The 16,600-nt window shown below is 45.7% G+C and carries 17 protein-coding genes, 1 pseudogene and 3 other annotated features; of the genes and pseudogenes, 6 read left to right on the top strand and 12 right to left on the bottom strand.

All coding sequences use genetic code 11. The annotated features are described in order from the left end of the window. The 3 genes and pseudogenes from NSQ16_RS19540 to NSQ16_RS19550 all read left to right on the top strand — a co-directional run bounded on the left by NSQ16_RS19540 (position 1) and on the right by NSQ16_RS19550 (position 1,814). Positions 1–1,146, top strand: a complete 1,146-nt coding sequence (locus tag NSQ16_RS19540; RefSeq protein WP_080529921.1) for a tetratricopeptide repeat protein — start codon at positions 1–3, stop codon at positions 1,144–1,146. Beyond that, positions 1,130–1,249 (top strand): PhrC/PhrF family phosphatase-inhibitory pheromone, encoded by a 120-nt coding sequence (locus tag NSQ16_RS19545; protein ID WP_014665774.1) that lies wholly within the window; start codon positions 1,130–1,132, stop codon positions 1,247–1,249. The genes NSQ16_RS19540 and NSQ16_RS19545 overlap by 17 nt, the downstream gene beginning before the upstream one ends. Positions 1,250–1,363: 114 nt before the next feature. After that, positions 1,364–1,814, top strand: a pseudogene (locus tag NSQ16_RS19550) (YbaK/EbsC family protein). Between the two features lie 31 nt (positions 1,815–1,845). Here the strand turns inward: NSQ16_RS19550 and speB are convergent. Beyond that, positions 1,846–2,718, bottom strand: coding sequence for an agmatinase (speB, locus tag NSQ16_RS19555; RefSeq protein WP_003227545.1), 873 nt, complete (start codon positions 2,716–2,718; stop codon positions 1,846–1,848). Between the two features lie 60 nt (positions 2,719–2,778). After that, positions 2,779–3,609 carry a spermidine synthase gene (gene speE, locus NSQ16_RS19560; RefSeq protein ID WP_003227543.1) on the bottom strand — a complete coding sequence of 277 codons (831 nt, stop codon included), beginning with the start codon at positions 3,607–3,609 and terminating at the stop codon, positions 2,779–2,781. A 201-nt stretch (positions 3,610–3,810) separates the two neighbouring features. Between speE and NSQ16_RS19565 the strand changes: the two genes are divergently transcribed. Then, positions 3,811–5,886: a transglycosylase domain-containing protein gene (locus NSQ16_RS19565; protein ID WP_043858873.1), complete on the top strand. Its 2,076-nt coding sequence runs from the start codon at positions 3,811–3,813 to the stop codon at positions 5,884–5,886. Positions 5,887–5,913: 27 nt separating this feature from the next. Here the strand turns inward: NSQ16_RS19565 and NSQ16_RS19570 are convergent, their stop codons facing one another. The 3 genes from NSQ16_RS19570 to NSQ16_RS19580 all read right to left on the bottom strand — a co-directional run bounded on the left by NSQ16_RS19570 (position 5,914) and on the right by NSQ16_RS19580 (position 7,678). Continuing rightward, positions 5,914–6,348, bottom strand: a complete 435-nt coding sequence (locus NSQ16_RS19570; RefSeq protein WP_106610793.1) for a hypothetical protein — start codon at positions 6,346–6,348, stop codon at positions 5,914–5,916. Positions 6,349–6,486: 138 nt separating this feature from the next. Beyond that, the gene (locus tag NSQ16_RS19575) at positions 6,487–7,005 is read right to left on the bottom strand and encodes a YwhD family protein (protein WP_014478300.1); all 519 of its coding nucleotides are present in this window, start codon (positions 7,003–7,005) and stop codon (positions 6,487–6,489) included. 13 nt (positions 7,006–7,018) lie between these two features. Beyond that, a complete protein-coding gene (locus NSQ16_RS19580) occupies positions 7,019–7,678 on the bottom strand; it encodes a site-2 protease family protein (protein ID WP_003243167.1) in 660 nt (219 codons plus the stop codon). 108 nt (positions 7,679–7,786) lie between these two features. Here NSQ16_RS19580 and NSQ16_RS19585 point away from each other — a divergent pair, with 108 nt between their 5' ends. Then, positions 7,787–7,975 carry a 2-hydroxymuconate tautomerase gene (locus NSQ16_RS19585; RefSeq protein ID WP_003222038.1) on the top strand — a complete coding sequence of 63 codons (189 nt, stop codon included), beginning with the start codon at positions 7,787–7,789 and terminating at the stop codon, positions 7,973–7,975. A gap of 42 nt (positions 7,976–8,017) precedes the next feature. On the opposite strand, the gene NSQ16_RS19590 is transcribed toward NSQ16_RS19585, so the two are convergent. The 7 genes from NSQ16_RS19590 to NSQ16_RS19620 all read right to left on the bottom strand — a co-directional run bounded on the left by NSQ16_RS19590 (position 8,018) and on the right by NSQ16_RS19620 (position 15,523). After that, positions 8,018–8,437 (bottom strand): MarR family transcriptional regulator, encoded by a 420-nt coding sequence (locus NSQ16_RS19590; RefSeq protein ID WP_003227535.1) that lies wholly within the window; start codon positions 8,435–8,437, stop codon positions 8,018–8,020. A 119-nt stretch (positions 8,438–8,556) separates the two neighbouring features. Then, positions 8,557–10,473, bottom strand: a complete 1,917-nt coding sequence (gene thrS, locus NSQ16_RS19595) for a threonine--tRNA ligase (protein WP_106610794.1) — start codon at positions 10,471–10,473, stop codon at positions 8,557–8,559. A gap of 53 nt (positions 10,474–10,526) precedes the next feature. Then, positions 10,527–10,748: a binding site (T-box leader), on the bottom strand. 31 nt (positions 10,749–10,779) lie between these two features. Then, positions 10,780–11,001, bottom strand: a binding site (T-box leader). Positions 11,002–11,034: 33 nt separating this feature from the next. After that, positions 11,035–11,263 (bottom strand) — a binding site (T-box leader). A gap of 54 nt (positions 11,264–11,317) precedes the next feature. Continuing rightward, positions 11,318–12,718 carry an MFS transporter gene (locus tag NSQ16_RS19600; protein WP_106610795.1) on the bottom strand — a complete coding sequence of 467 codons (1,401 nt, stop codon included), beginning with the start codon at positions 12,716–12,718 and terminating at the stop codon, positions 11,318–11,320. Continuing rightward, positions 12,718–13,188, bottom strand: a complete 471-nt coding sequence (locus NSQ16_RS19605; RefSeq protein ID WP_046664005.1) for an Rrf2 family transcriptional regulator — start codon at positions 13,186–13,188, stop codon at positions 12,718–12,720. The genes NSQ16_RS19600 and NSQ16_RS19605 overlap by 1 nt, the downstream gene beginning before the upstream one ends. A 111-nt stretch (positions 13,189–13,299) precedes the next feature. Next, positions 13,300–13,800 (bottom strand): YwgA family protein, encoded by a 501-nt coding sequence (locus NSQ16_RS19610; RefSeq protein WP_003227524.1) that lies wholly within the window; start codon positions 13,798–13,800, stop codon positions 13,300–13,302. A gap of 35 nt (positions 13,801–13,835) precedes the next feature. Continuing rightward, complete coding sequence (locus NSQ16_RS19615) at positions 13,836–15,137, bottom strand: HD domain-containing protein (RefSeq protein WP_024571616.1); 1,302 nt, start codon at positions 15,135–15,137, stop codon at positions 13,836–13,838. Between the two features lie 161 nt (positions 15,138–15,298). Beyond that, on the bottom strand, positions 15,299–15,523 hold the full coding sequence (locus NSQ16_RS19620) for a DUF1450 domain-containing protein (RefSeq protein WP_003222050.1): 225 nt from the start codon (positions 15,521–15,523) through the stop codon (positions 15,299–15,301). 213 nt (positions 15,524–15,736) lie between these two features. Between NSQ16_RS19620 and rsfA the strand changes: the two genes are divergently transcribed. Further along, positions 15,737–16,513, top strand: coding sequence for a prespore-specific transcription regulator RsfA (rsfA, locus tag NSQ16_RS19625; RefSeq protein ID WP_003243464.1), 777 nt, complete (start codon positions 15,737–15,739; stop codon positions 16,511–16,513). Positions 16,514–16,600: the final 87 nt, after the last annotated feature.

Consider the following 16,600-nt stretch of genomic DNA (forward strand, 5'->3'; position numbering starts at 1 on the left):
GTGACAGGTGTCATATCTTCTTCTTCCATCGGAGAAAAGATTAACGAATGGTATATGTACATACGCCGATTCAGCATACCCGATGCAGAATATTTGCGACGAGAAATCAAGCAAGAACTGGATCAAATGGAAGAAGATCAAGACCTTCATTTGTACTATTCACTGATGGAGTTTCGGCACAACCTGATGCTTGAGTACCTTGAACCGTTAGAAAAAATGAGGATTGAGGAACAGCCGAGACTGTCTGATCTGCTGCTTGAGATTGATAAAAAACAGGCTCGTTTAACTGGTCTGCTTGAGTACTATTTTAATTTCTTCAGAGGCATGTATGAGCTGGATCAGCGGGAATATGTATTAGCCATTCAATTCTTTAAAAAAGCTGAGAGCAAGCTGGTTTTTGTGAAAGATAAAATCGATAAAGCTGAATTCTTTTTCAAAATGTCAGAAGTCTATTATTATATGAAACAAACTTATGTCTCCATGGACTATGCACGTCAAGCATTTGAAATATACAGTGAACAGACTACATATGATATCAGAATGATTCAATGCCAGTCCTTATTCGGAGCCAACTTTTTGGATTTAAAACAATACGAAAAAGCAATTGCCCATTTTCAAAAAGCCTTTACACTTGCAAAAACAGAGCAACAGCCCCAATTAATGGGAAGAACACTTTATAACATAGCACTCTGCAAGCAAAACCAAAACAGTTTTGAATCAGCGATAGAGTATGTAAAAAAATCTATTCAAGTATTTGAAGGATCTAAAATGCTCCCTTCACTGCCACAAGCTTTTTTCCTAATTACACAAATTTATTTTAAATTAGGTAAGATTGATAACGCCTGTGAATATCATAAAAAAGGAAAAGAGTATTCTGCAGCTGCGGGAGATACCGTGTATCTAACGGAGTTTGAATTTTTGGAATCTTTATACTTGTCTGGACCGGATGAGGAACGGATAGAAAAATGTTTTGTTTTTCTTGAAAGTAAAATGATGTATGCAGATATTGAGGACTTCGCACTTGATGTTGCTAAATATTATCATCAACAGGAAAATTACAAAAAAGCATCTCATTACTTTTTAAAGGTTGAAGAAGCAAGACAGCACATTCAAGGGGGGGTGAATTTATATGAAATGGAAGTATAAATTATTACTCGCTTGTTTAGCTGTGAGTGCTGTATTTATCACAGTCGAAGTATCAAATTCATCAACAGAACATTTTGATGTTGCACAACGCGCCATGATCTAAACCGCCGTCCATCGGCGGTTTTTTTGTCCCCTCTTTACCCAATCTCCCAGTTCATGCTATGATTTTTTTCAATAATCTTGAAGAGAGTGGAAATGCAGCATGTCTCTGTAAAGTGTGAGAACCCACTTTACACAGTGGAATCGAGAAAATGATGTGACGGAGTTCGAAACGTCGAGCGCGACAGTGTTGAACAGACAGCTGAGACGATCGGCGTAAGCCCGACTAGAATCGCCAAGACCCTGTCCTTCAGAGGGGAAGGAGATCAGGCGATTCTGATTGTGGCAGCCGGCGATGCCAAGATTAATAACAAAAAGTTCAGGCAAACATTTGGCTTTAAAGCAAGAATGCTCTCTCCTAATGAGGTACTGGAGCAGACAGGCCATGAAATTGGAGGTGTTTGCCCATTTGGGTTGGCTCATGATCTTGAGGTTTATCTAGATGTATCGCTGAAACGGTTTGAGACTGTTTTCTTCGCATGCGGCAGCAGAAACTCCGCTATTGAGGAGAATTATCCGAATTTTCTTTCTCAAAAGCATGGATTGATGTTTGTAAAGACTGGGAATAAAAAAACATCCAGACATCGTCTGGATGTTTACTTATTTCACAAACCCAAGCAGCATTTCACGGATGATTTTGCTGGCTGTGTTTGCCGTTTGCTCTGAGTGGTCGTATACCGGCGCGACTTCCACTAAATCAGCGCCCTTTACGTTTACCTCTGAACGCGCAATTTCATGGACGGATGCAAGCAGTTCTTTAGACGTGATGCCGCCGGCGTCAACCGTTCCTGTACCCGGTGCGTGTGCAGGGTCTAATACGTCAATGTCAATTGTGACATAAACCGGACGGCCCGCCAGCTTCGGAAGCACCTCTTTCAGCGGTTCAAGCACTTCAAATTTTGAGATGTGCATGCCGTTTTCCTTCGCCCATTCAAACTCTTCTTTCATGCCGGAACGGATTCCGAATGAATACACATTGTGCGGTCCGATCAATTCTGCCGCCTTACGGATCGGCGTGGAGTGAGAAAGCGGTTCCCCCTCATAATCAACACGAAGATCTGTATGTGCGTCAAAATGGATAATCGCAAGGTCTGGGTATTTCTTGTACATCGCTTTAATGACAGGCCATGACACGAGGTGCTCCCCGCCCATACCCATTGGGAACTTCCCTTTTTCTAAAATGCTGTCCACGTACTCTTCAATCATATCCAGGCTTCGCTGCGGATTTCCGAACGGCAGCGGAATGTCGCCGGCGTCAAAGAAGTTCAAGTCAGCCAGATCGCGGTCTAAATATGGGCTGTATTCCTCAAGGCCGATTGACACCTCACGGATTCTGCTTGGACCAAAGCGTGAGCCCGGGCGATAGCTGACTGTCCAGTCCATCGGCATGCCGTAAAGAATGGCGTCCGCCTCTTCCCACTCGGGACGGCTCGCGATAAATACTTTTCCTGAATAAGCTTCATCAAATCTCATCTATAATACCCTCGCTTTCCTGTAAAAAAGCGCAAGATTCGCTCCTGCGCCATACCTTCATTATTTAATCAGGTCACTCACAAATTTCGGCAGAACAAATGCCGCTTTATGAATATCTTTTGTGTAATATTTCGTCTCAATATCGAAGAAACGGCTGTCTTCCACTGCAAGCGGATCATATTTTTTCGAGCCAATTGTAAATGTCCACAAACCGCTCGGATATGTCGGAATGTTCGCCGTATACAGCTTCGTAATCGGGAAGATTTCCTTCACGTCGCGCTGTACATTTGTGATTAATTCCGGTGTAAACCATGGGTTGTCCGTCTGTGCGACAAAAATGCCGTCTTCTTTCAGCGCTTTAGCGATTCCTGCGTAGAATCCTTTTGTAAACAGGTTTACAGCCGGTCCGACTGGTTCAGTCGAATCTACCATGATGACGTCATATTGATTTTCAGATTTTGCAATGTGCATAAATCCGTCATCTACCTGCACGTCAACGCGCGGATCATCCAGTTTGCCTGCGATAGAAGGAAGGAACTTTTTAGAGTATTCGATCACCTTGCCGTCAATATCTACAAGTGTCGCTTTTTTCACGCTTGGGTGCTTCAGGATTTCTCTGATAACGCCGCCGTCACCGCCGCCGACTACCAGAACGTGCTCCGGATTTGGGTGCGTAAATAATGGCACATGCGCCACCATTTCGTGATAAACGAATTCGTCTTTTTCAGATGTCATCACCATGCCGTCTAAAAACAGCATGTTGCCGAACTCTTCTGTTTCCACCATTTCTAAATGCTGAAACTCCGTTTGTTCTGTATGTAACGTCTTGTTAACCTTCATCGTAATGCCAAAGTTTTTCGTCTGCTTCTCTGTGTACCAAAGTTCGCTCAATTGTCATCTCCCTTTCGAGGCTGTATTCATTTATTGTAAGCGTCTTATCAGCTTTTATTCTCGGTTGAAATCTCATTTTCACCTAAGGAAAAAGTATAGAGGATGGCGGGGAAAAAGTAAAGATGCGTCCTATTCTGCGATGTTTAAAAACGATCTTTTTTTCTCATAATAGTAGAAACATAAAAAAAGGGGGAACCCGTTGTGGATGCAATGACAAATAAACGGCTGAGACTGACGCTGAAAACCGTTCGCGCCTTTATCTTTTTAGGGGCTTTTGCGGCCTTGGCGGCAGCTGCCGTGTTTATGACTGTCATTTTGATAGCCAAATACCAGGGCGCTCCCTCGGTGCAAGTGCCGCAATCCACGATTTTGTATGCGAGTGACGGCTCAAAGCTCGGGGAAACGAACTACGGCGAAAAGCGCTATTGGGTCCCCTTAAAGGACATGAATCCGACAATCGTAAAAGCGACAGTGGCGATTGAAGACCAGAATTTCTACGATCATCACGGCTTTGATTATAAACGCATGGCCGGCGCGGCGCTTGCCGACCTGAAAGCATTTGCCAAGGTTCAGGGTGCAAGCACCATCACCCAGCAATATGCGAGAAACTTATACCTTGAACACGACAAAACGTGGAAACGGAAATGGAATGAGGCGTTCTACACGATCCGTCTGGAACAAAACTATTCTAAGGACGAGATATTAGAAGGCTATTTAAATACGATTTACTACGGCCACGGCGCCTACGGCATTGAAGCAGCTTCCCGCCTGTATTTCGGCAAGCATGCCAAAAACCTGACGGATGCGGAGGCGGCGCTTTTGGCAGGAATCCCGAAAGGCCCTTCCGGCTATTCACCGTATGTCAATGAGACGAAGGCCAAGGAACGCCAGAAAACGATTGTGCGGATGATGGAAAAGCAGCAGATGATCAGCCAGAAGAAAGCGGATGAACTGATCAAGGAACCTCTTTCCTATCAGCCTTTGAATAAACAAGTTTCCAAGAGAAAGGCTCCTTACTTCTATGACAATGCCATGAGAGAACTGGAGAAAAAGCTCGGCATGACACGGGAGCAAATTGAAACGAGCGGGTTAAACGTCTATACAACGGTAGATAAACGGATGCAGCGCATCGCCGAGGAGACCATTACCGAAACGGTTAACGCGGGATCTGACATTCAAGTCGGGTTTTCAGCCATTGATCCCCGCACCGGAAACGTTCTCGCCCTTGTCGGCGGCAGGGATTATCAAAAAAGCCCGTTTGACCGGACGACACAGGCGAAGCGCCAGCCTGCTTCGACGATCAAGCCGTTGCTGTACTATAAAGCGATTCAGAGCGGATTTACGCCAGTCACTTTGATGAAAAGCGAAGAAACCGAGTTTCAAATTGATGCAAAGGGAGAAACCTATTCTCCAAGCAACTATAACGGATACTATGCCAACAAGCCGATTACGCTTCTGCAGGCGCTGGCGCTTTCCGACAATATTTACGCTGTGAAAACGCATCTTTTTCTCGGCACGAACAAACTTGTAAAGACGGCAAAGGAATTCGGCATTACCGCCCCTCTTCAAGCACTGCCGTCTCTGGCACTCGGCACCGAACCCGTGCGTCCGATTGAGATGGTCAACGCCTATGCCATGCTCGCAAATGGCGGAAAGAAAATCGAACCGACTTTTATTTCAAGGGTAACGGACGCAGCCGGCCACGTGCTGTACGAAAACCCGAATCAGCATAAACAGGTGCTTGATGAAAAAGCCGCTTTTGTCACAGCGAGTATGATGACAGGCATGTTTGATACCGATTTAAATGGATATACGTCGGTTACGGGGCGAACGATAGCCAACCGCCTGACAAGAACGTATGCCGGAAAATCAGGAACCACCAGCGCAGACAGCTGGATGATCGGCTTCAATCCGAAGCTGGCCGCAGGTGTTTGGACTGGCTATGACAAAAACAGCACCATCGACTCGGTCGAAGAAAAAAGCTATGCTAAAACCATTTGGGCGGACTTCATGGAGGACGCGCTCAAAGGCGAACCAGAAACGGCGTTCAAGCCGCCAAAAGGCGTAACCGGTGTGTACATTGATCCAGAAACAGGCTACTCATCAGGTCCCGGCTGCGCCGCTAAGCATTACACATATTTTGTGAAAGGCACAGAACCAGCAAACGTGTGCTACGGGGCAGAACCAGCAAAACAAACAAAAGACCGGCTTCCATCCAAAGAAAAGCCCGCTTCCGAGAAAAAGTGGTGGGACAAATGGCTGGGGCGACATCATTGAAAATAACCCGGCTCCTCGGAGGCCGGGTTATTCGTATGGTTGGTCAATGACCCATGGAAGAAGCGTAACACAATCGAGCTGAATAATTGGTTTTGGAAAACCCTTAGGAATGTAAATTTGGTGTTGCGGCACTGAAAATGAAATATGCCACGAGAAATCAATCTTTTTCGGATTCCATTCTTGTTTTCCTTCAACAATACGGCCTACTATAAAATAACTCGCTATATAAAAGTGCAGATGATTTTTTACCCCATGATAATTTATATCTGTGCATTTGGACGGAATGAGGCCGAAACTTTCTAATACTTGTGCTTTTTGGACTGGCAGTTCATTCACTGCCTCGTAATAGTTAAGACAGTTACCGCATTCACACATATCCTCTATTTCTTTCTCATATTGCTTTCTCGTTTCTTCCACGTCGGCTTTTATCAACCAATCGCCGACTCGAATGGTTTCGTACATCATATCCCCCTAAAAATGAAAAACCCCGAGTCTTGTTTCGGCTCGGGATTTTCCATGTCCTATTTCTGTATCACCAGTTTACTCAATGTTTACGAAAAATATCTCAAATACTTTAAAAGTTCACAGAAAATTCACAAATTAATCATCTTCTGGAAGCAGGCTTGTTTTTAATTCATCTGAGGAACGGTCCCATAGGCCCTGATCATGCTTTTTCAGAAATTCGCCTAGTACACGCTTCGAGCTGTCGTCCATTTTATCAACGATGATTTTCCGTTTCATGGATTTATCCATCAAATTCACATGCTCAGGCAGCGACTTGTAGCCTCTTCTGATGCTTCTGTCGACCGTCATTTCACAGGCTGTCACACCAGCGTAATAAGGCCCCTCTTCTTTTCTGTCAATCGTTACCCACACAAGCCAGTATGGTTTTCCGTTCGGAACTTCTTCTTTATTCGGGAGAAATTTAATTCCTTTTTCGACGGTGCTGCGGGCATGCATGGCGCCGATGTCTACGAACGCTTCTTTTTCCTCTACATCAACGAATACGGGAGAAATGTTATCAAGGCTGAGTGCCCCTACGCCAAAACCGCCGTGTCCGTCTGTCGGATCACTTTTGATAATATTAAACCCGATTGATTTTTTCTTTTTTTCTTCCATGAAGTTCTACCTCCTACAAAAGCGGTTGAAATATCGCTGAAAACAGCTTTAAAATCGAATCTCTTCCTGCATTGAGCATCGGCCACAGCACGTAAGATCCTAGCGGTGTCACAAACAGCACCAAAAATACGATAAAGCCGTAGCTCTCCGCCTGCGTCATTTTGGCACGCACGCCCGGCGGAACGAGATCTTCTATAATTCGATAGCCATCGAGCGGAGGAAGCGGCAGCAGATTAAATAAAAACAAGACAAGATTCAGCTGTATCCAAATGGAAAAAAACTGATCCAGCCCCGTGCTGAACGCCGCAAGCATTTCCATTCCGTACGCATGCATCAACACTAACAAAAAGAAACCGATAAACGCAAGAATCAGGTTACTGACGGGCCCGGCTATAGATACGAGCACACCAGCAAGCCGGGGTTTCTTAAAGAAGCGGCGATTCACGGGAATGGGGCGCGCCCACCCGAATCCGGCCACCAAAATCAAAATGGTTCCGAACGGATCAAGGTGTTTAATGGGATTCAGCGTCAGTCTTCCTTGTTTTTTCGCCGTATCGTCACCGAATTTGTATGCGACATAAGCGTGGGCAAGCTCGTGCATCGTAAACGACACAATTAGCGTGATGACGAGGTATGGCATTAAAGATAACGGATAATATAAAAAACGGTCCAAGTGAGATATCCCTCTTTCTCAAAATGCAAGAATTTACTTTATTCAGTATACTATAAGAAGCCTCTTTTTCTAAAGAGAGGAAACGAGATAAAGGAGGATTCAGCACCCATGCCATACGTAACTGTCAAAATGCTCGAAGGCCGTACAGACGAGCAAAAACGCAATCTTGTCGAGAAAGTAACAGAAGCCGTAAAGGAAACAACCGGTGCTTCTGAAGAAAAAATTGTTGTCTTTATAGAAGAAATGAGAAAAGACCATTATGCCGTCGCAGGCAAACGCCTGAGCGATATGGAATAATCTCTATAAAGCCGGCGCTTCGCGCACCGGCTTTTATTATCCCTATTGAGCCAGCTTCGCAATAATCGCCAAGAACGTCTCTTTCTCTTCGGCTGTTAAACGTTCAAACATGCCGTCAATCAGCTGCTGGCGGTTTTCAATCATTTGTTCAGCCGCTCCCCGGCCCGATTCAGAAAGCGTAATCCATACAGTGCGGCGGTCATTATTATTTCTGGATCTCTCAATAAACCCTTCCTGCTCTAAATGATTCAGAGCTGTGGTCGTGGCAGAGGGAGACAGTGTGACCTCCTTCAAAATATCCTTTATGGTGCAGCTCCCATGTCTGTATATGATCCGCAGAATAAACCCTCTTACATTATTCACGTGTTTCGGAACGGTGGCTTCATCTAATTGCTTCGTGCTTTTCAAATATTTTGTAAGTGCGTGATCCAGCAAATTTGCTTCCAGTTTGTCATGGTCCATGTCAATTTCCCCATTTCGAGATGCATTCATAACATACGAACGATATGATTTACTTATTATTTTACTGATTCCGAATAGGGAAAGTCAAAAAAGCAAAATATGAATTCACAGCTTTTATCCTACATGCCTCGATTTTCCACCTGTTTCACAAGCTCATCTTTAAATGTCTGAAAAGGAACTTGTTCATTCTGCTGATATCCGAATTGGCGGACGTTTACCGCATCCTCCTGCTCCTCATGATCTCCAAGCACCAGCACGTACGGAATTTTTTGCACCTGCGATTCTCTGATTTTATAGCCCAGCTTCTCATTGCGCTCATCAATGCCGGCTCTTATCCCCGCCTGCTTCAGCTCCGCCTGCACCTTTCTGCAATAGTCTAAGTGAACGTGCGAAACCGGTATGATTTGAACCTGGATCGGTGCGAGCCAGACTGGAAAAGCCCCGCCGTAATGCTCGATCAAAATGCCGAAGAAACGGTCGATTGAGCCGAAAACCGCTCTGTGGATGACAACGGGACGAACCTTCTCATTGAGTTCGTTGATATATGTTAAATCAAATTTTTCCGGCATTTGAAAATCAAGCTGAATTGTCGCGCATTGGTGGCTCCGTTTCAGGGCATCTTTTATGTGGAAATCAATTTTCGGCCCGTAAAACGCCCCATCGCCTTCATTGATCTCATAAGAGAGGCCAAGCTCCTCAAGGACGCGTGCTAAGGCACGTTCCGACGCTTCCCAAAGGCTGTCATCGCCTAATGAATCCTCCGGGCGAGTCGAAAGCTCAACAGAATACTCGAAACCAAATGTCCGATATACCTCATCAATCAGCCGAATCGCTTCTTTGATCTCACTCTCAATCTGATCCTCCCGAACGAAAATATGGGCGTCATCCTGACAGAACGTCCGAACGCGAAGCATTCCGTTTAAAGCGCCGCTGTATTCATGGCGATGCACCTGTCCGAATTCCGCCATGCGAATCGGCAGATCCCGATAAGAATACAGGCTGTTTTTAAAGATGAGCATGTGGCCGGGACAATTCATCGGCTTCATTGCGAATCTTGTATCATCCACTTCTGAAAAGTACATATTGTCGCGATAATGGTCCCAATGGCCTGACTGCTCCCATAACCGCTGATTCATCATAAACGGCGTACGTACCTCATCGTAGCCGGCATTTGTTTGCAGCTCACGCGAGAAGCGCTCCAGCTCATTGCGGACAATCTGCCCTTTCGGCAAATAAAACGGCATCCCCGGCGCTTCTTCAGAAAACATAAACAGCCCTAACTGTTTGCCGAGCTTGCGATGGTCTCGTTTTGCCGCTTCTTCCAGCATATGCAGGTGCGCATCCAAATCCTTTTTCTTTTGAAACGCAACCCCGTACACCCGCTGCAGGACTTCATTTTTGCTGTCTCCGCGCCAATAAGCGCCTGATACTCTTGTCAGTTTGAACGCCTTGATCATCCCTGTAGAAGGAAGATGCGGCCCGCGGCACAGGTCAACGAATTCCCCTTGCTGGTACAGTGTGATATCCTTCCCGCGCGGAATATCCTTTAAAATCTCAAGCTTAAGCCGCTCGCCTTTTTGTGCAAACAGCTCTTCAGCCTCTTCGTAAGAAACCTCCATACGTTTGATTTCAAGGTTCTCATTTATTATGTGTTCCATTTCTTTTTCGATGGCCTCTAAGTCTCCTGATGCCAAGCTTTTCCCCAGCTTCATGTCATAGTAGAAGCCGTCTTCAATCACAGGCCCTACCCCCAATGACACTTCGCCGTACAGCCGTTTTACTGCTTGGGCCAGCACATGCGCTGATGTGTGGCGAAGCACCTGCAAGCCTTCTTGTGAATCGAGTGTAACAATCGAAAGCTCAGCATCCTCCTCCAGCTTGAAACTGAGATCAACAAGCTTGCCATTGACCTGACCTGCAGCCGCCTTCTTTTGCAGACTGGAACTGATAGAACCAGCCGCTTCTTTGATTGTGATGCCTTTCGGATATTCCTGGATCTGTCCGTCCGGAAGCTGAATGTGTACATGTTTACTCATTTTAGAACACTCCTTATTCATTGTTGTATATAAAAAAACACACCCGTCCCGCAGATAGGGACGAGTGTGTGATTAACCCGTGGTTCCACCCAAGTTCCCGACAAATACGATATTGTCAGCTCGGTGCTGTAACGCAGCATAGACGGCATTGGTTACTTCAGTTCCCCAATGCTGCTCCAAGGCGGTAAATGATATTCCTAAGCTGGGAAGCTCTCACCCTTCCTTCCCTCTCTGAAAACCGTAACTATCATTCATGTCCTTTTCATCGCATGTATTCAATTCATAAAAAAACACACCCGTCCCACAGATAGGGACGAGTGTGTGATTAACCCGTGGTTCCACCCAAGTTCCCGACAAATACTATGTTGTCGGCTCGGTGCTGTAACGCAGCATAGACGGCATTGGTTACTTCAGTTCCCCAATGCTGCTCCAAGGCGGTAAATGATATTCCTAAGCTGGGAAGCTCTCACCTTTCCTTCCCTCTCTGAAAACCGTAACTATCATTCGTGTCCTTTTCAACGCATTTATGTAGTTCATATAAAAAAACACACCCATCCCTCTAAAAGGGACGAATGTGTTGATCATCCGTGGTTCCACCCAAATTCCCGATCAATTACACATGGTGATCGGCTTAAAGATGCTGTAACGCAGCATGACGGTATCAGATACTTGTTTTCCCCGATACGGCTCAAAGGCGGTAAGCTGCTTTCCCTGCGTTAGGAAGATCTCAGCTGTCCTTCCCTCTCTGGAAACCGTAAAAAGCATCTCGTGTCCTTATCAGTGCCTGTTGTTTCAATAATTTTTTACATCTTACTATATATTCCCACAAAGTGCAATCAGTGATTTACATTTTTTCTGACGCGGCAGTCCCGTTATGGGCAGCCAGAAACAGCCATACAAGCAATGCAGCGAGGCTGTATGCCGCCCCCATCATCAAAAATGTAAACCCGGCACCGGCATACCAAGTGGCGGACAGATGAATGATCACCCCGGTTATCGCTACGCCGACCAAGGCTCCGATTTGCCGGTTTGCATTTAACGCCGCACCGGCGATATTCGCATGTCTTTGCCCGGCAGCCTGCATGATCACAGTTGTCATGGCAGGAACTGTAATACCGGTACAGAGGTTCATAACAGACATCAACACCGCCAGCTGCCAATAAGGAAAATCCGGAGAAATCAGCACAAACAACAGCAATGCAATGATACAGCTGACCGCCATTGATACAAACATAAGCTGACCGGCTTCAAACCGATTCGCCAGACGGGCAAACAGCAGATTGCCGATCACGAAGACCGCCATCATCGGCAGCAGCTCCACTCCAGCCATAAAGGAACTTGCCCCTCCTGCTTCCTGCAAAAAAAGGCTGAGCATAAACATGCCGCCAAAAAGGGCGAAATTCAGCAAAAACCCGATAAATTGGGCAGCTGAGAAGCGGCCGTTTTTGTATAAGGACGCCGGCAGGATGGGTGCTTTTGCAGAAATTTCCCGCAGCAAAAACAGCACAAATGCCAAAATCGCTGCAGTAAATGCTACAAGAATCACTGGCGAGCGCCAGCCCGCTGAAGGCCCCTGTATCAAAGCATAGGAAAGAAACCCGAGAGCCATCATGCCAAGCAGATGCCCGGTGATGTTCACGCGGCCGTTTTTTCCCGGGACGCGGCTTAGGATTCGGTAAGCTGAAATGAGCGCAGCAGCCCCTATTGGCACATTGATCAGAAAAACACTCTGCCAGCCCGCCAACTGTACCAGCACTCCCCCGATAAAGGGCCCAAGGCCTGAAGCGGCGGAAACAAGCGCGGCCCACAGTCCAAACATTCTCGCCCGCGCCCGCTCATCAGGGTAAGAGGCAGCCAAAAGGCTGAGTGAGCTTGGCATAAACAGTGCTGCCCCAATTCCCTGTATGAGACGTCCGGCAATCAGCATCTGCCCATTTATAGATGCAGCGCATAGACAGGAGGCCAGAACAAAAACGGCTAGACCCAAGATATAGATCGTCTTCGAGCCGAAACGGTCAGCCAAGGCTCCGCCCGCCAGCAGAAGCGACGCAAAAGTAAGAATGTACCCGTCCACAACCCACGTTACACCTGAAAGTGACATTGAAAGAGTGTTTTTCATATCAGCCATCGCCACATTCACAACGGTCACATCAAGAGTTGCCATGAGGAAACCAAGTGCGAGCACGATCAGCACGGATATGCCTGTTGATGATGTTGATTCTTGTATAGACCCGCTATTTTTCATTACAATTGCCCTTTCACTTGCTTGATTACCCAATCATCTATTCTTTCAAGATCATACAATTCCCCGACTCTGTCCATGACATGCTGCAAGGATTCTTCTCTCATAAGATTGGACCATTTATCCTCGATTTCCCCCATGACTGTCTCCAGCACACAGTGACTTTCACCCTCAAATACAGATTGCAGCAGGCCTTTCCCCTGATACATCGAACCTCTGCCTTCGACCGCTTGATAAACATCATAAAGCGTAATGTCAGCCAAAGGCTTCGTCAGGGTAAAACCGCCCTTCGTCCCTGGCAAGGATTCTGCCAAACCTGCTTGAACCAATGTTCTCATCAGCTTCTTCAAATAAGACGGAGACACGCGCAATCGCTGGCTTATTGCCTCTGACGTCAAAGAAGCCTGTACAGGCAGCCGTGACAGTAAAAGCAGCACAGAAACCGCCTGCTCCATTCCTGATTTCATTTTCATCCTATTCACTCCTGATTCATTATGGATAACTATTATCCATAATGAATCTCTTAGCAGCTTTTGTCAATAAAAAAAGCAAAAGAAACGATTCATTTCTTTTGCTTGGTATGGTTAACAAATCTGCTTCAGTTCCTCTATGTATTGAAGCGCTTCGTCATATTCTTCATTTGTATATTTTTGCTTGCTTTTGATGGTAAAGACTTTTTCTTTCTTTTCCTCATCCTCAAGCCCGTCAAAGTAAAGGATCGTGGAAACCAGCTCTAAAAACCGTGATGAACGGCTGTTTACACTATCGATATAGCCTTTCATATCCGGCATGTCCAGATCAGCATGGTCTAAAAATGCGGAGCCTGTCTCAGTCAGCGAATACCGGTATTGAAAGTAGCCGCCCTTTTTTTCCTTCACCTCATGCAGAAATCCAAGGTTGCACAGCTCTTCAATCTGGAGCGTCAGTTCCTCCGAATACGGTCCATAAAAGTGAAAATCATATTTCTCATAGAAAGGAAACTGCATTTTCTTGGCGATATAAATCATTTTCTGCAGCTTCTTTCGCCCGATGATTTCTCCAGAATCCGAGAACACCTTCATCAGTTTTGCATGTTCTTTCAACAAATTCCCGACATCTCCTTTTTCCTTCTTTCCAATTTCTATGTCAGTCCCAGCAGCTGCCGGATTTTCATTTTCGCTTCCGGATGTTCAGAGCCGTCACAAATCAAGTCCTTTGGATAGTACAGCTTGTGGTCCGTCCGCCGTTTACCTGAGATGGATTCCACAATAGCCGACTGCCTGGACAGCTCTTTAATTTGGCCGTTTTGCGTCAAGAGATGGATCGGCAGACGCTCCTCTTCCTCTCCCGGTCGGTAAAAATCGTATGGCAGATCTGATGAAGAATCAACGACCAAATAATAGCTCGGATCGATTCCCGCCTCTTTGAACAATGAAGTCAGCTCAAAATAAGCCGACATTTCTTCATTCGGATTGAATTCAACGTATTGGAACAGCTGGCGGTTAATGAATCTGCGGCACAAGTCGGATAAAATCGCGTCTTCTTCATCCTCCCAGGCCTGGAAGTAATACAAAATAATAGATTCATCCAGCTTTACATAATCCTCCAGTGTCAATTTCCCTTCAAAAATAGAATAGAAATGAACCGGAGCGTGAGTGAAGACATAGCCTTCATCGTGCAGCTGCTTCGCCCTGTGAAGAATCTTCGTTAAAATGACCTCTGCACTTCTGGTCACAGGATGGAAGTAGACCTGCCAGTACATTTGGTAACGGCTCATGATATAGTCTTCGACAGCGTGCATTCCGCTTTCTTTAATGACGATCTGATCCTCGCGCGGCCGCATCACCCGAAGAATCCGCTCCATATCAAAATGGCCGTAGCTGACGCCCGTATAATATGCGTCGCGCTGGAGGTAATCCATGCGGTCTGCGTCAATCTGACTCGAAATCAGGCTGACCACTTGCTTGTTTTTATATGTTTTGGCAATGACTTCAGCAACATCCTGAGGGAAACCCGGGCTCACCTTTCTGAGCACCTGATTAACCTCCGTGTCTCCCAAAATGATACCTCTTGTAAAATCCTCGTGGTCAAGGTGAAAGACCTTTTCAAATGAATGCGAGAACGGCCCGTGCCCGAGGTCATGAAGCAGCGCCGCGGCCAAACAGAGTTCGCGCTCACTGTCATCCCATTCAGGGCGGCCTTTAAAGACGTCATCAACCATTCTTCTGACAATTTCATAGACACCGAGAGAATGGTTGAACCGGCTGTGCTCAGCCCCATGGAACGTCAAATAGGTCGTGCCGAGCTGCTTAATTCTGCGGAGACGCTGAAATTCACGGGTTCCGATTAAATCCCATATCAGCTTGTCCCGAACATGAACATAGCGGTGCACCGGATCTTTAAACACTTTTTCTTCTGATAATTTTCCATTTGGATACGCCATCGTCATTCCCTCTTTTTTTTAGCCGTGTTTCTATTATATCGACTCTATTCTTTGAAAACATCCTTGAATTTGCCCGGCGATTTGTTCCATCTTCATGAAAAACACATCTTGTGAAGCAAAAAAGCCTGACCTGAGGGCCGAGGCTAAGAAAAAATATGTTTTTACTTTTTTATCTTCTTTTTTACTTTGTCAATCAGCTCATCCTCTGTCGGAGCTGACAGCGGGCGATTGTTCACAAAAGCAAATGATTTTTTCCGTCCGGGCCCGCAATAAGATTGGCATCCTACCTCAACCTTTGCGTCCGGGTCCACTTCTTTCAAACGCGGCAGCAATGTTTTGATATTAGTGGCTTGGCAATCATCACACACTCGAAATTCATTAGCCATGACGTACGCTTCCCTTCATTTCTATGTTCATCTATGTGAATAACCTAAAATCACGTTTCAAAAAAATCACATCACTCTTCATTTTACAAGGATTCGACTGTTCCTGCAAGCCGCTCCATCCTTCGTATCTCCTATTCTTTCAGCCAATTTGTATAAATATTTTCCAACCTGGACATTCTAATACCATGAAAAGAAAAATGGGAGTTGAGATAAATGACAAAACAGCGACAAGACGCTTGGTCAGAGGAAAACGATCTGCTTTTAGCCGAAACAGTGCTTCGGCATGTGAGGGAGGGCAGCACTCAGCTGAACGCCTTTGAAGAAGTCGGCGATAAATTAAACCGGACATCCGCAGCCTGCGGATTCAGATGGAACGCAGTGGTCCGCCATCAATATGAAAAAGCGCTTCAGCTTGCGAAGAAACAACGAAAACAGCGGATGAGAGCGCTCGGAAACGGGCAGCCCGCGAAAAAAAGATTATTATATCAGCCTCCTGCCGTTGATCCTGAAATCATTCAAGAAACCGCTGCAGAAGAGCCGGTTAAAACGGAAACACCTTCTGTCGAAAATGAGCAACCTTTAATGTCTGGCGAACATATGCCTTTTGTTGATGAAAGCTTTAAGGAAGAGTTAGCTAGTCTATCACACTTATTGTCTCCTCAAACACCTGCAGCTGCGCCTGAGATGACGATGAATGATGTGATCCGCTTCCTGCAGAATTACGAAGGCAATCACGAGCAATCATCAGCATTAAAAATGGAAAACGAGCGTTTAAAGAAAGAAAATCAGGAATTGCAAAACAAAACAGAGCAGCTAGAGGCAGAAGTTCAAAAGCTTGAAAAAGACCAAAAAACGATCCAAGAAGATTATGAAACCTTGGTGAAAATTATGAACAGAGCCAGAAAGCTAGTTTTATTTGAAGAAGATGAACATGCCTCTCCGTCCTTCAAAATGGACCGGAACGGCAATTTAGAAAAATTAGCGGAATGACATAGAAAAATCCCAAAACGGGCAGCTGTTTTGGGATTTTCGCCATGTACAAAATCCTCTTTTCTATTGAGAAAAGAGAATTTCCTC

Source organism: Bacillus sp. PS108 (genome assembly GCF_037963335.1).
Lineage (GTDB): Bacteria > Bacillota > Bacilli > Bacillales > Bacillaceae > Bacillus > Bacillus subtilis.

Excerpts from the sequence above, each read along its gene's own strand:
- NSQ16_RS19590 (WP_003227535.1), bottom strand. The coding sequence starts at position 8,437 with ATGGACCATGACAAACTGGAAGCAAATTTGCTGGATCACGCACTTACA.
- rsfA (WP_003243464.1), top strand. The coding sequence starts at position 15,737 with ATGACAAAACAGCGACAAGACGCTTGGTCAGAGGAAAACGATCTGCTT.
- NSQ16_RS19605 (WP_046664005.1), bottom strand. The coding sequence starts at position 13,188 with ATGAAAATGAAATCAGGAATGGAGCAGGCGGTTTCTGTGCTGCTTTTA.
- NSQ16_RS19620 (WP_003222050.1), bottom strand. The coding sequence starts at position 15,523 with ATGGCTAATGAATTTCGAGTGTGTGATGATTGCCAAGCCACTAATATC.
- speB (WP_003227545.1), bottom strand. The coding sequence starts at position 2,718 with ATGAGATTTGATGAAGCTTATTCAGGAAAAGTATTTATCGCGAGCCGT.
- NSQ16_RS19545 (WP_014665774.1), top strand. The coding sequence starts at position 1,130 with ATGAAATGGAAGTATAAATTATTACTCGCTTGTTTAGCTGTGAGTGCT.
- NSQ16_RS19575 (WP_014478300.1), bottom strand. The coding sequence starts at position 7,005 with ATGGAAGAAAAAAAGAAAAAATCAATCGGGTTTAATATTATCAAAAGT.
- NSQ16_RS19615 (WP_024571616.1), bottom strand. The coding sequence starts at position 15,137 with ATGGCGTATCCAAATGGAAAATTATCAGAAGAAAAAGTGTTTAAAGAT.
- NSQ16_RS19585 (WP_003222038.1), top strand. The coding sequence starts at position 7,787 with ATGCCATACGTAACTGTCAAAATGCTCGAAGGCCGTACAGACGAGCAA.
- NSQ16_RS19600 (WP_106610795.1), bottom strand. The coding sequence starts at position 12,718 with ATGAAAAATAGCGGGTCTATACAAGAATCAACATCATCAACAGGCATA.
- NSQ16_RS19570 (WP_106610793.1), bottom strand. The coding sequence starts at position 6,348 with ATGTACGAAACCATTCGAGTCGGCGATTGGTTGATAAAAGCCGACGTG.
- thrS (WP_106610794.1), bottom strand. The coding sequence starts at position 10,473 with ATGAGTAAACATGTACACATTCAGCTTCCGGACGGACAGATCCAGGAA.